The 13,491-nt window shown below is 70.5% G+C and carries 13 protein-coding genes; 4 read left to right on the top strand and 9 right to left on the bottom strand.

The features are described from left to right. Positions 1-71: 71 nt before the first annotated feature. The 3 genes from OG219_RS15355 to OG219_RS15345 all read right to left on the bottom strand — a co-directional run bounded on the left by OG219_RS15355 (position 72) and on the right by OG219_RS15345 (position 3,329). A complete protein-coding gene (locus OG219_RS15355) occupies positions 72-1,103 on the bottom strand; it encodes a ketoacyl-ACP synthase III (protein ID WP_266826881.1) in 1,032 nt (343 codons plus the stop codon). Positions 1,104-1,119: 16 nt separating this feature from the next. Beyond that, complete coding sequence (locus tag OG219_RS15350; protein WP_266826879.1) at positions 1,120-2,034, bottom strand: ACP S-malonyltransferase; 915 nt, start codon at positions 2,032-2,034, stop codon at positions 1,120-1,122. Between the two features lie 89 nt (positions 2,035-2,123). Further along, positions 2,124-3,329, bottom strand: coding sequence for a CdaR family transcriptional regulator (locus OG219_RS15345; RefSeq protein WP_266826877.1), 1,206 nt, complete (start codon positions 3,327-3,329; stop codon positions 2,124-2,126). 95 nt (positions 3,330-3,424) lie between these two features. Between OG219_RS15345 and OG219_RS15340 the strand changes: the two genes are divergently transcribed. Then, on the top strand, positions 3,425-4,084 hold the full coding sequence (locus OG219_RS15340) for a pirin family protein (protein WP_266836100.1): 660 nt from the start codon (positions 3,425-3,427) through the stop codon (positions 4,082-4,084). A gap of 271 nt (positions 4,085-4,355) precedes the next feature. On the opposite strand, the gene OG219_RS15335 is transcribed toward OG219_RS15340, so the two are convergent. Beyond that, entirely contained in the window at positions 4,356-5,177 is an 822-nt protein-coding gene (locus OG219_RS15335; protein WP_266826875.1) for a serine hydrolase, read from the bottom strand. Between the two features lie 19 nt (positions 5,178-5,196). After that, complete coding sequence (locus OG219_RS15330; RefSeq protein WP_266826873.1) at positions 5,197-5,667, bottom strand: GNAT family N-acetyltransferase; 471 nt, start codon at positions 5,665-5,667, stop codon at positions 5,197-5,199. A 96-nt stretch (positions 5,668-5,763) separates the two neighbouring features. On the opposite strand from OG219_RS15330, the gene OG219_RS15325 reads away from it, so the two are divergent. Continuing rightward, on the top strand, positions 5,764-6,246 hold the full coding sequence (locus OG219_RS15325; protein WP_266826871.1) for a MerR family transcriptional regulator: 483 nt from the start codon (positions 5,764-5,766) through the stop codon (positions 6,244-6,246). After that, entirely contained in the window at positions 6,246-7,262 is a 1,017-nt protein-coding gene (locus OG219_RS15320; protein WP_266826869.1) for an aldo/keto reductase, read from the top strand. The genes OG219_RS15325 and OG219_RS15320 overlap by 1 nt, the downstream gene beginning before the upstream one ends. A 316-nt stretch (positions 7,263-7,578) precedes the next feature. Here the strand turns inward: OG219_RS15320 and OG219_RS15315 are convergent, their stop codons facing one another. The 3 genes from OG219_RS15315 to OG219_RS15305 all read right to left on the bottom strand — a co-directional run bounded on the left by OG219_RS15315 (position 7,579) and on the right by OG219_RS15305 (position 10,623). Next, entirely contained in the window at positions 7,579-8,442 is an 864-nt protein-coding gene (locus OG219_RS15315; protein ID WP_266826867.1) for a DUF4429 domain-containing protein, read from the bottom strand. Between the two features lie 67 nt (positions 8,443-8,509). Beyond that, positions 8,510-9,727, bottom strand: coding sequence for an alpha/beta hydrolase (locus OG219_RS15310; protein ID WP_266826865.1), 1,218 nt, complete (start codon positions 9,725-9,727; stop codon positions 8,510-8,512). 215 nt (positions 9,728-9,942) lie between these two features. Then, a complete protein-coding gene (locus OG219_RS15305; RefSeq protein WP_266826863.1) occupies positions 9,943-10,623 on the bottom strand; it encodes a TetR family transcriptional regulator in 681 nt (226 codons plus the stop codon). Positions 10,624-10,769: 146 nt separating this feature from the next. Between OG219_RS15305 and OG219_RS15300 the strand changes: the two genes are divergently transcribed. Beyond that, positions 10,770-12,389: an MFS transporter gene (locus OG219_RS15300; protein ID WP_266826861.1), complete on the top strand. Its 1,620-nt coding sequence runs from the start codon at positions 10,770-10,772 to the stop codon at positions 12,387-12,389. Between the two features lie 171 nt (positions 12,390-12,560). On the opposite strand, the gene OG219_RS15295 is transcribed toward OG219_RS15300, so the two are convergent. After that, positions 12,561-13,370 (bottom strand): potassium channel family protein, encoded by an 810-nt coding sequence (locus OG219_RS15295; RefSeq protein ID WP_266826859.1) that lies wholly within the window; start codon positions 13,368-13,370, stop codon positions 12,561-12,563. Between the last annotated feature and the right edge of the window lie 121 nt (positions 13,371-13,491).

The raw sequence follows: 13,491 nt of genomic DNA, 5'->3' as shown, positions 1-13,491 counted from the left end.
GTCAGGCGCTCCTTCGGTATGTATCCAGAGGGTGAGGCGGTACTCCGGCCGGAAAGATCCGGACGGTGTGCCTAGGGGAGGGTAACGACCGTGGCGGCGTACACGAGACCCGCCCCGAAGCCGATGACGAGCGCGGTGTCGCCGCTCTTCGCTTCGCCGGTCGCCAGAAGCCGCTCCATCGCGAGCGGAATCGAGGCGGCCGACGTGTTGCCGGTGGTGCGTACGTCGCGCGCGACCGTGACGTGCTCCGGCAGTTTCAGTGTCTTCACCATCGAGTCGATGATCCGCTCGTTGGCCTGGTGGGGAATGAAGACGTCCAGCTCGGCCGAGGTGATCCCGGCCGCGTCCAGCGCCTGCTGAGCGACCTTCGCCATCTCGAACACGGCCCAGCGGAACACCGCCTGGCCCTCCTGCGTGATGGCGGGGAACTTGACCTCGCCCTTGGAGTCGAGCGGCAGCTGGGACACGTCGCCGATGCGGAAACGGTCCCACGGCACGGTCTGCTTGATCGTGTGGGACTTGTCGCCCTCGCTGCCCCAGACCGTCGGGCCGATGTGCGGCTCGTCGGAGGGGCCGACGACGACCGCGCCCGCGCCGTCACCGAACAGGAAGGCCGTCGCGCGGTCCTCCAGGTCGGTGAGGTCGGAGAGACGCTCGACGCCGATGACGAGGACGTACTCCGCGGAACCCTCGACGACCATGCCCTTGGCGAGGGTGAGGCCGTAGCCGAAGCCCGCGCAGCCGGCCGAGATGTCGAAGGCCGCGGCCTTGTTCGTGCCGAGCTTGTGGGCGATCTCGGTGGCGACGGCCGGGGTCTGGCTGAAGTGCGACACGGTGGAGACGACGACCGCGCCGATCTGCTCGGCGGTGATCCCGGCGTCGGCGATCGCCTTGCCGGACGCCTCGATGGACATCGCGGCGACGGTCTCCTCGTCGTTCGCCCAGTGCCGGGTCTCGATGCCGGAGCGCGAACGGATCCACTCGTCGGACGAGTCGATCGTCTCGAGGATCACCTCGTTCGGCACGACCCGGACGGGGCGGTAGCCGCCCACGCCGAGGATCCGTGCGTACGGTGCGCCCTTGCTGGGCTTGATCTTCGACATGCTCTCAAGCTCCTTGTCAGGCACTGTGCTCGGCGATGAGCTCGCGAGCCGCGTCGAGGTCGTCGGGGGTCTTCAGCGCGAGCGTCTTCACACCGGGCAGGGCGCGCTTGGCCAGACCGGTCAGGGTGCCGCCGGGGCACACCTCAAGGAGCGCGGTCACGCCGAGCTCCTTGAAGGTCTCCATGCACAGGTCCCAGCGGACCGGGTTGGCGACCTGGCCGACGAGCCGGGCGACGACCTCGTCGCCGGTGGCGACGGCCTTGCCGTCCTTGTTCGAGACGTACGTCAGCTTCGGGTCCGCGGGAGCCAGCTCCTCGGCGGCCTTGGCCAGCGCGTCGACGGCGGGTGCCATGTGGCGCGTGTGGAAGGCACCGGCGACCTTCAGCGCGATGACCTTGCGTACGCCCTCGGGCTTGTCCTCTTCGAGCGCGGCGAGCTGCTCCAGCGTGCCGGCGGCCACGATCTGGCCCGCGCCGTTCACGTTGGCCGCCGTCAGGCCGAGCTTCTCCAGGTGCGGGACCGTCGTCGCGGGGTCGCCGCCGAGCAGCGCCGACATGCCGGTCCGCGTGATGGCTGCGGCCTCGGCCATCGCCAGACCACGCTTGCGTACGAGCCGCAGCGCGGCCGAGTCGTCGAGCACTCCGGCGAACGCGGCGGCGGTGATCTCACCGACGCTGTGGCCCGCGACGGCACCCGGGGTCACCTCGCCCAGCGCGGCGGCGGACAGCAGTCCGGCCGCGACGAGCAGCGGCTGCGCCACGGCCGTGTCGCGGATAGCGTCGGCGTCGGCCTGCGTGCCGTAGTGGGCAAGGTCGAGCCCGATGGCGTCGGACCAGGCGGCGAGGCGGTCCGCTGCGCCGGGGAGGTCGAGCCAAGGAGTCAGGAAGCCGGGCGTCTGAGCGCCCTGGCCGGGAGCGACGAGTACGAGCACTCTCACACTCTCTCTTGCGGACGGCCACGACCGCCCGTGGGGACAGGGACGAAGAACACGAGGGGGAATTGTAGGTCCCCGACAAAAGCCTAGGCCTGAGGATCTCCATCGGCCAGACGCCCCAGGATCAGCGCGATCCGCAGCGTGAACGCGGAGCGTACATCGGAGGGCGACCAACCGGTGACGTCAGTCACACGTCGGAGCCGGTAGCGCACGGTGTTGGGGTGGACGAAGAGCATGCGGGCCGCGCCTTCGAGGCTGCTCGCCTGTTCCAGATAAACGGCGAGCGTCTCCAGGAGCGCGGAGCCCGCCTCCTCCAGCGGTCTGTAGATCTCCTCCACCAGCTGATCGCGGGCGGCGGGGTCACCGGCGATCGCGCGCTCCGGCAGCAGATCGTCCGCCAGCACCGGCCGCGGCGCGTCCTGCCAGGCAAAACACGCCTTCAGCCCGGCGGCGGCGGCCTGCGCGGAGCGGGTCGCGGCGAGCAGGTCGGGCACGATGGGGCCCGCGACCACGGATCCGGCGGCATACGGCCCGATCAGCGACTTGGCGACGGCGAGCGGATTGTCGCTGCCGCCCGCGATGACGACCAGCCGGTCCCCGAGCACCCCGGTCAGCACCTGGAGCTTGGCGTGCCGGGCGGCCCGCCGGATCGCCTCCACCGTCAGCTCGCTGTCACCGTCGGGCGCCGTGCCCAGCACCACGCAGACATGTTCGGGTGAATTCCAGCCGAGCGCCGCGGCCCGGCTGACGGCGCCCTCGTCGGCCTCCCCGGACAGCACGGCGTTCACGACGAGCGACTCGAGCCGGGCGTCCCAGGCGCCGCGTGCCTCCGCCGCCTGGGCATAGACCTGGGCGGTCGCGAAGGCGATCTCACGGGCGTAGACGAGGAGTGCCTCACGGAGCACGGACTCGTCACCCGGCGACGCGACCTCGGCGACCGCGCTCTCCATCACCTCGATCGTCGTTCGCACCATCTCGACGGTCTGACGCAGGGTGATCGCCCTGGTCAGCTCGCGCGGCGCGGTCCCGAACACATCGGTGGAGATGGCCTGCGGGGCGTCGGGATGCCGGAACCACTCGGTGAAGGCCGCGATTCCGGCCTGGGCCACAAGCCCGATCCAGGAACGGTTCTCCGGGGGCATGGCCCGGTACCACGGCAGCGTCTCGTCCATCCGCGCGATGGCCTGCGCGGCGAGACTCCCGGCCGACTTCTCCAGCCGCTTCAGGGTCGCTGCGTGTGCGCGGACGTCGAGCGGTGGGCGTGCGGTGTTGCTGGTTTCGGGTTCGGGCACGGGACAAGACTGCCTTATCCGGACGGAGGTGTGCCGCGGCGGGTCGCAAGTAAGCGCCGGGCGAGCCCGGGGGCGGGGGCTACGGTGGGGCCGTGATGGATGTCCGCCGCGCCGACGAGCGCTACAGCGGAGGGGACCCGGCGACCGGGATCTCCTCGCTCCACGCCTTCTCCTTCGGCCCCCACTACGACCCGGACAACCTCCGCTTCGGCGCGGTGATCGCCTGCAACGAGGAGCGGCTCGCGCCCGGCGCCGGCTTCGACGAGCACCCGCACAGCCACACGGAGATCGTCACGTGGGTGGTCGAGGGGGAGCTGACCCACCTCGACTCCACCGGCCACGAGTCGGTCGTCCGCCCCGGGGACGTCCAGCGCCTCAGCGCCGGGGGCGGTGTCCGCCACGTGGAACGCAACGACGGCACGGACCCGCTGACCTTCGTCCAGATCTGGCTGGCCCCGCTGGAGCCCGGCGGCGATCCCGCCTACGAGGTCGTCCACGGCATCGCGGACTCCACGCCGTACGCCGTCCCGGAGGCGGGCGCGATGCTCCACGTACGCCGCCTCACCGCCGGCGAGCGGACGGCTGTGCCGGACGCCGCGTGCGTGTACGTCCACGTCGTACGCGGCGAAATCCGCCTGGACGGCGAGGAGTTGGGCCCGGGCGACGCCGCCCGCGTCACGGACGCGAAGGACCTGGAGGCGGTGGCGGGGTCTCCTGCGGAGGTACTGGTGTGGGAGATGACGGCGGGGATGTAGGCGGCGGGCGTGCGGGTGGGGTTTTTCGCCCCCTCCGCCCCTGCCCGTCCCTTGTTCCTGGGGCTCCGCCCCAGACCCCGCTCCTCAAACGCCGGAGGGGCTGAATCTTTCCCCGGCCGGCGCTGAAATCTTCGCCCCGGCCGGGGGGAGATCTTTCAGCCCGTCCGGCGTTTGAGGACGAGGCCGTCCAGGCCGATACGGGGGTCTGGGGGCGGAGCCCCCAGGTACGGGTCGGGTAGGGGCGGAGGGGGCGAAAAAACCCAACCCCGGCTCAGCCCGACAGCTCCGCGAGGACCGCGTCCGTGAACGGTGGCCACGCCTCGGCGGCCCACGGGCCGAACGGCCGGTCCGTGAGGGCCACGCAGGCTACCCCTGCGGCGGGGTCGATCCACAGGAACGTACCCGACTGCCCGAAGTGGCCGAAGGTCCGCGGCGAGGACGAAGAGCCGGTCCAGTGAGGCGACTTGGAGTCGCGGATCTCGAAGCCGAGCCCCCAGTCGTTGGGGTTCTGGTGCCCGTAACCCGGGAGGACACCTTTCGTGCCGGCGTACTGAACGGTCATCGCCTCCGCGACCGTACGGGGGTCGAGGAGCCGCGGCGACTGAACCTCCGCCGCGAAGCGGACGAGGTCGTCCACCGTCGACACCCCGTCCTTGGCGGGCGACCCGTCGAGCGAGGTCGACACCATCCCCAGCGGATCCAGCACCGCCTGCCGCAGATACTCCCCGAAGGGAATGTCCGTCGCCTTGGCGATGTGCTCCCCGAGCACCTCGAACCCGGCGTTGGAGTACAGCCGCCGCTCACCCGGCGCGGACGTCACCCGGTGCTCGTCGAAGGCCAGCCCGGAGGTGTGCGCGAGGAGATGACGGACGGTCGATCCGGCCGGCCCGGCGGGTTCGTCGAGCTCGATCGCGCCTTCCTCGTACGCGACGAGGGCGGCGTACGCGGCAAGCGGCTTGGTCACCGAGGCGAGCGCGAAGGGCCGCGCACCGGGCCCATGGGCTCCGAGCACCGCACCGTCCGCGCGGACGACGGCAGCCGCGGCCGTGGGAACGGGCCAGTTCTCGATCAACGCCAGGCTCTGCAGGGACATGCGTCCGAGCCTAAGCCGCTCAGAGCTGGAGCCGCATCGAGGGGTCCGGCTTGCGCTCGAAGCCGAGCGAGGCGTACAGCGGCTCGGCCTCCGCGGAGGCGCTGAGGTCGACCGCCCTGACGCCCCGTTCGCGGAACCAGTCGAGGAGCGTCTCCATGCTCGCGCGGGCATAGCCGCGGCGCCGCGCGTCCGGATCGGTGGCCACGCTGAAGACGTATCCGATCGCGCCGTGCGGATTGCCCGCGCGCCCGATCCGGTAGTCGATCGTCCCGGCGACGAGCGCCGCCAGCGCGTCCGGCCGGTCCGGATGGTCGACGACGAAGGCGGCGAAGTCCCCGTCGGGGTCGGCCAGCCTTCTGCGTACGGTGGGGAGCGAGTCGGCGTGCCAGGCGCTGGACGACTCGGTCGCGAAGACCGAGTCGATCATCACCTGGCGCAGGCGCAGTACTTCCTCGGCGTCCTCGGGCACGGCACGGCGTACAAGACTCATGATCTGCAACGTAGACACCGCGACCGGGAGGCGTCACGGGATTTTCATCGGTTTCCGCTTGCTTGGAGTGCACTCCAAGGTTTTAGCGTGGTGGTCATGACGGTGATGGAGACCACGGCCGAGGCCGCCGAGACCGGTACCAGCCCCGACGTCTGTGTCGTGCCCCCCGAGCAGCAGTCGCGGCGGCCGGACGGGCAGGACAACTACACGATCAGCGAGGTCGTCGCCTTCACCGGCCTGACGGCGCACACCCTGCGCTGGTACGAGCGGATCGGGCTGATGCCGCACATCGACCGCTCGCACACCGGGCAGCGCCGCTACAGCAACCGCGACCTGGACTGGCTGGGCCTCGTCGGCAAGCTGCGGCTCACCGGTATGCCGGTCGCCGACATGGTGCGGTACGCGGAGCTGGTGCGCGAGGGCGACCACACCTACATGGAGCGCTACGAGCTCCTGGAAGCGACCCGCCGGGACGTCAAGTCCCGGATCGCCGAGCTCCAGGACACGCTCGCGGTGCTCGACCGCAAGATCACTTTCTACGCGGACGCCGGGCGGGCCCTGGCGTCGGAGAGGTCCTGATGACGGACAGCAAGATCGCGAAGGTGCAGCTCGGTACCGGAGGCCCCGAGGTCGGGGTGCAGGGCCTGGGCTGCATGGGCATGAGCTTCGCGTACGGTCCCGCGGACACCGATGAGGCGCGGGCCGCCCTGGAGCGGGCGCTGGAGCTCGGCGTCACGCTCTACGACACCGCGGACGCGTACGGGCAGGGCGAGAACGAGAAGTTCCTGTCGCCGTTCTTCAAGGCACACCGCGACGAACTCGTCATCGCGACGAAGTTCGCCCTGTCGATCCCGCCGGACGAGCCGACCAAGCGGATCATCCGCAACGACGCGCCGTACATCCGGCAGGCCGTCGAGGCGAGCCTCAGCCGACTGGACGTCGACGTGATCGACCTCTACTACATGCACCGCCGTGATGTGAACGTCCCCATCGAGGAGACCGTCGGCGTCATGGCCGAGCTGGTGCGCGAGGGGAAGGTCAAGCACCTCGGGCTGAGTGAGGTCACCGGCGGGGAGCTGCGGGCGGCGCAGGGCGTGCACCCGATCGCCGCCGTGCAGTCGGAGTGGTCGCTGTTCAGCCGCGACATCGAGGCGGGTGTCGTGCCGGTGGCGCGTGAGCTGGGCGTGGCGCTCGTGCCGTACTCGCCGCTCGGGCGCGGGTTCCTCACGGGGTCCTTCGCGAACGCCGAGACCGATCTGACGGCGGGAGACTTCCGGCGGCAGCAGCCGCGGTACACCGGGGACAACGCTGCCGCCAATGCCGCGCTGCTTGAGCCAGTGCGGGTCGTCGCGGACGCGCACGGTGCCTCGCTCGGCCAGGTCGCCCTGGCCTGGGCCCAGCAGCAGGCCGCCGCGCACGGGCTCACCGTGGTGCCGATCCCCGGCACCACCAAGGCCAAGCGCGTCACCGAAAACGCCGCGGCGACCCGCATCGTCCTCAGCGACGCCGACCTGGGCCTCCTGGAGCCGATTGCCGCGAAGGTCGCAGGCGACCGCTACTCCGACATGACGTTCACGTCGGCGGGCCGGGAGTAGTCGGCTGGGGTGGAGGGTTTTTCGCCCCCTCCGCCCCTGCCCGTCCCGTCACTTGGGGGCTCCGCCCCCAAACCCCCGCTCCTCAAACGCCGGAGGGGCTGATTTTCCCGGCCGGCGCTGAAATCTTTCGCCCCGGCGGCAGATCTTTCAGCCCGTCCGACGCTGCAATCTTTCAGCCCGGGCCAGGGGAGGTCTTTCAGCCCGTCCGGCGTTTGAGGACGAGCGCGTCAGCGCGATACGGGGGTCTGGGGGCGGAGCCCCCAGGGGCAAGGGACGGGTAGGGGCGGAGGGGGCGAGAAAAATCCCCCCACCCCCCTCAAAGCTCCGCCAGCAACTCCGCCTTCTTCGTCGAGAACTCCTCGTCCGTGACGAGTCCCGCCTCGTGCAGCTCCCCGAGGTGGCGGATCCGCTCGGCGATGTCGGCCGGATCCCGGCGGCCCGCGGAGGGCACGGCGGCCGGTGCCAGAACCGCGGCAGACGAGCCCCGCACCGCCGCCAGCACAGCCGCCGCAAACGGCAGCGACTCATGCACCGGCCCATACCCGAGCCCGAACACGACCGCCGCCGGATCCTGATCGGCCTGCGCGGGCTGCGCGACGGCCGGCTCGCGGCGCAGCAGCCGCAGATGGCCCTCGAAGACCTCGGGGGAGCGCCACTCGACCCCGCTCAGGGCGGCGACGGGGAAGGTCTGGTCGCCGGCTTTCCACTTCGCCGACGAGGCCCCCGTCCAGAACCACCGGAAGGACACCGACTTGCCGTCGAAGGACGCCTTCCCGTCGTACGCCTTGAACTGCAGCGGCGCCTCGGGCGGTGCGACGAGATACCGCTCGGCCGGTTCGTCGTCCGTGGTGAGCTGCGCGCGCAGCTCGTCGGCGTAGTACTCGGCGAGCGTCTCGCGCTCGGCGGGCAGCACGAGCCGGTAGGGGTCGCACCCCTCTTTGAGCTGTCCCGCGGCCGCCTCGACCAGCGGATCGGCGCCCGGTCTCGGGATCGCGCGCAGCACGACCGTGCCGCGCTTCCCGGGCGTCAGTGTCACCGCCGCGATCGCCTCGAGCGGGATACGGCGTTCGCCGAGCGCCTGGAACAGCTTCGGCGTGCGGATTCCCCGTTCGAAGCGGATGAGCACGGAGTCGGACTCGAACTCCCAGGCGGCATGAAATCCGGCCAGTACGTCACCCATGCGGGCCATCGTATGCGGCACGGGGGCCTCCGTCGCCTCCCTGGGCGGACCGCAGTTCCTGTCGCTTCTACGCGCGTCCGTCCGACGACCCGTCGGACAAACCCGTCCGGCACCCCTGATCCGTGTGTGCGCAGTCCACCGCGTCGTACGCGCCGATGCCGATCTCGGCCAAGTTGCGGAGGCTGTCGGTGCCCGGCTCGAAGTAGCCGGTGTGGCCCTTCGCGTCCTGCGCGGACAGGACCCGTGCCCCGAACGCCGTCGACACCGGGTCGGCGCCGTGTCCGAGCCCTCCGACCTCCAGGTGGGGTACGTCCTGGATCCAGTCGTCGGAGTCCCGCATCGCCCAGACCTGGGCGGAGGTGCCCAGTCCCGCGACGGTGTCGGCCCGCATGCCGGGGCTGCCGGCGACCGCTATGTCGGAGACCCGTGAGGGCAGTTCGTGGGCGGCGACCCCGCACAGCACGGAGCCGTAGCTGTGGCAGTACAGCGCGACCGACGAGCCCGCGGGCAGCGCCCGCACCAGCGCGTTCAGCCGGACAGCGCCCTCCTCGGCGCGCATCGCGGTGGCCGAGTCGATGCCGAGCCCGCTGGGCGCGGTGTAGTCGGCCCAGGCGATCACGGCCGTATGCGTCGTGGGGTCGGCCGCGTGCTCCGCCGCGTAGAGGGAGTGCGCCATGCCCACGGGCGCGGAGTACTCCTTGACCGTGCGCTGGAAGGTGAGCAGGTCGGTGTCGACGCCGGGTACCACGACCGAGACGCGTTCGGCCGTGTCGAGGTTTCCGAAGACCTCGGCGACCCGGCCCGATCCCATCGGGTCGAAGGCGAGGATCTTCCGGCCCTCGGTGAGGAGTGCCTCGTAGCGGTGCATACGGCGGCCCGCCTCGTGCTGTCCGAGTTCCGAGAGCCGGGTGTCGTGCATGCGTTTGACCTCGACCTTGCGCTGTTTCTCCAGGGCGAGGTGGTTCGCCTGATAGCGCAGTGTCACGGGTGCGCCGTTCATGTTGCCGACCGCGAGGGGGTAGCGGTGGGCGAGACGGTCGCGCTGGCCGGCGTCGAGCGAGGCGAAGAAGCGGGCCACGAGACCCGGCGCGGAGTCGGCGTCCGGGAGCGGGTGCCCGGCGAGGGTGCCGCGCTCCCACGCGGAGCGCGAGGCTTCGAGGGCGGAGGACCCCCGATGACTGTGGATCGCGGTCCAGCCACTGGTGGCCAGCATCACGAAAACCACGGCCAGCGCGAGCAGTGCGCGCCAGACGTTCAGTTGGGGGGATGCGTCGAAGGAAGTCACTAAGAGGACACACTAGGAGAACGGGAGTGTCTCGCGTTAACCGAGTGGTACGGATCACGTTTCGGATGGGGTGATTGGTGCAAATCGGGTTCAAATTGAGCTAAATGGTCACGCTGGGTAAGTGAATTCGGGTCTGCTGTACGCGAGATGTGACTCTGTGTGCGAGTGGGGCGGTGCTGCGGGCGCCGGTCCGGCGACCCTCTGTACGACGGGCGTTATTCCGTACGCCATGTTTCCGCCAACGCGGGCCCCACGTTGTCGAGATACGAGAGGGTCAGTTCGCGGATCGCCTCGACGCTGATGTCCTCGCCCTGGCCCCACAGGCGGCTCGTCACGCGCATCACCCCGCCGAACACGGCGACCGCGACGCGCGGGCGCGGATCCGCGTCCACGTCGAGCCCCTCGCGCTCGGCGATCAGCCGCGCGATCTCCTCCTCCATTTCCGCGGAGCGGCGCAGATGTACGGCGAGCAGCGCGGGTGTCGACTCGATCAACTGGAAGGTGCGCATGTGCAGTTCGATCGGGATGACGGCCTCGATCGCCTCGCCGATGGTGTCCCAGCTCTCCACTACGGAGCGCCGCAGGACCTCCAACGGGGCTTCGTGGAGCGGGCGTTCGCGTACGGCGGCGAGGAAGTGCGACTCCCCGATCCGCTGGGTGAAGAGGGCGACCTCCTCCTTGCCCGCGAAGTACCGGAAGAAGGTGCGCTGCGAGACGTCGACGGCCTCGGCGATCTCGTCGACGGTCGTCCGCTCGTACCCCTGGGTGGTGAACAGTTCGAGGGCGGCCCGCAGCAGGGCGTCCCGGGTGCGCTGCTTCTTGAGCTCGCGCAGCCCCGGTTTGAGCTCGCCAAGGCCTGGCCGTGACGCCGGGCCGGTCCGGTCCGCCGTGTCCATGGTCCCTCTCCTCTGGCCGCTCGCTTTCGGACCGTCTGCACCATCTGAACCGTCTGCCCGGTTCAGGGTATCCGCGAGTGACGTGACAGTTACCGACTTGTGAATTGGTTTGTCAACTGTCAGTGGCTGTCACTAGCCTCGAAGGTATGACTAGTCAGACCACCGTCGACCCGACGGGCCCGGCCGACAAGGCCCCGGCTGCCGTCTCCGGGCCGACGCCGACCCGGGGGCTGCGCGGCCACCCGTGGTTCACCCTGTTCACCGTTGCCGTAGGCGTCATGATGGTCGCCCTGGACGGCACCATCGTGGCCATCGCCAACCCCGCCATCCAGAAGGACCTCGGCGCGAGCTTCGCCGATGTCCAGTGGATCACCAACGGCTACTTCCTCGCTCTCGCGGTCACCCTGATCACCGCGGGCAAGCTCGGCGACCGGTTCGGTCACCGGCAGACCTTCCTCATCGGCGTCGTCGGCTTCGCCGCCGCCTCCGGAGCCATCGGGTTCTCCAGCAGCATCGCCCTGGTGGTCACCTTCCGTGTCCTGCAGGGTCTGTTCGGCGCGCTGCTGATGCCGGCCGCGCTCGGTCTGCTGCGGGCCACCTTCCCGGCCGAGAAGCTGAACATGGCGATCGGCATCTGGGGCATGGTCATCGGCGCCTCCACCGCAGGCGGCCCGATCCTCGGCGGTCTGCTGGTCCAGCACGTCAGCTGGCAGTCGGTGTTCTTCATCAACGTGCCGGTCGGCGTCATCGCGCTGGTCCTCGGCGTGCTGATCCTGACCGACCACCGCGCGGAGAACGCGCCGCGCTCCTTCGACATCCTCGGCATAGCCCTGCTCTCCGGCGCCATGTTCTGCCTGGTCTGGGCCCTCATCAAGGCCCCCACCTGGGGCTGGGGCGACGGTCTGACCTGGACCTTCCTGCTCGTCTCGGTGCTCGCCTTCGTGCTCTTCGCCCTCTGGGAGAAGAGGGTGAAGGAACCGCTGATCCCGCTGGCGCTGTTCCGCTCGGTGCCGCTGTCGGCGGGCGTGGTCCTCATGGTCCTGATGGCCATCGCCTTCCTGGGCGGCCTGTTCTTCGTCACCTTCTACCTCCAGAACGTGCACGGCATGAGCCCCGTCGACGCGGGTCTGCACCTTCTCCCGCTGACCGGGATGATGATCGTGGGCTCGCCGCTGGCCGGCTTCCTGATCACCAAGACCGGCCCGCGCATCCCGCTCGCCGGCGGTATGGCCCTCACCGCGATCTCCATGTACGGCATGTCCACGCTGGACACGGGCACCGGCAGCTTCGTCATGTCGCTCTGGTTCGCCGGTCTCGGCCTCGGTCTCGCGCCGGTCATGGTGGGCGCGACCGAGGTCATCGTGGGCAACGCTCCGATGGAGCTCTCCGGTGTCGCCGGCGGTCTCCAGCAGGCCGCGATGCAGATCGGCGGCAGCCTCGGTACGGCCGTCCTCGGCGCCGTGATGGCCTCCAAGGTCGACGGCGACCTCGCGGGCAACTGGGCCGACGCCAAGCTGCCGCCGCTCACGCCCGAGCAGCTGGACGCGGCCTCCGAGGCGGTTCAGGTCGGTGCCGCGCCGGTCACGCCGGATACGCCGGCAGCCGTCGCCGCGCAGATCACGGGTGTCGCGCACGACACCTTCATCTCCGGCATGAGCCTCGCCTGCCTGGTCGCCGCCGGGGTCGCCGTCGTCGCCGTCTTCGTCGCGCTGCTCACCAAGCGGGGCGAGAACGCGGAGGCGGGCGCCGGAGCCGGGCACATCTAGGCGGAGTTCAAGGGGCGTTTCCCCTATCAGGGTGACAACGCTAAAGATCCCTCGCACCCGGCACGCGCCGCACGTCACAGTGGGTCAAGTCCTCCGTACGGCCTTGGAGGACGACCAGAACTGCGGCGCGCTGCCGGAGGGGGGCAGCGCGCCGTCGGTCTGTCCCGGTCCCTACCGCTGTACCTGCGGTGGGTGCGAGTGTTCCTCCGCCGCTCCTGGCACCGGAACCCCGGAGAGCATGCCGGCCTCCGCCACCGGGCCCCGCGAAAGCGCCGCCACCTCCGCCCGCAGGGCGCGTACCTCCTCCGTGAGGGCGGTGATCGCTGCCGTCTGGCGGCGTTCCTCGACGTCGTCCATCTCGAAGCGGGAGATGAACCAGGCGGCGATGTTGGCGGTGACGACACCGAGGAGGGCGATGCCGGAGAGCATCAGGCCGACCGCGAGTACGCGGCCCAGGCCGGTGGTCGGGGCGTGATCCCCGTACCCCACCGTCGTCATCGTCGTGAACGACCACCACACCGCGTCGCCCAGCGTCTTGATGTTCCCGTTCGGCGACTCCCGCTCCACGGAGAGCACCGCGAGCGAGCCGAACATCAACAGGCCCACCACCGAGCCCGCGACGTACGTCGTGAGCTGTATCTGCGAGGCGATCCGGGCCCGTTGCCCGACCAGCAGCAGTGTGGAGACGAGCCGCAGCAGCCGGATCGGCTGGACCAGCGGCAGCACCACCGCGATCAGGTCCAGCCAGTGCGTACGTACGAACTCCTTGCGCTGCTCGGCCAGTAGGAGCCGCGCGGCGTAGTCCGCGGCGAACGCGCCCCACACCACCCACTCCACGGCCGTGCACACGGAGGCCACGTCGTGACCCGCCCCGGGCCACACGATCGGCACGGCGTACGCGACGGCGAAGGCCAGGGCGAACCCCAGCAGCGGCCGCTGCGTGCGCCGCTCCCAGCGGACCTGGGCGGATTGCTGCTTCATGCCCGCATCGTAGGGAACCCCGCGCCCCGAAAGGGGCGCGGGACTGTGACGTCATGCGGCTCCGCCGCGTGGGCGCGACCAGCCCCCACGACCCGCAGATACCTACCGGCCTTCGCGCGGA

The organism is Streptomyces sp. NBC_00038 (genome assembly GCF_026343635.1).
In the GTDB taxonomy this organism is placed as follows: domain Bacteria; phylum Actinomycetota; class Actinomycetes; order Streptomycetales; family Streptomycetaceae; genus Streptomyces.
This window is presented reverse-complemented; position numbering and strand designations above follow the sequence as displayed.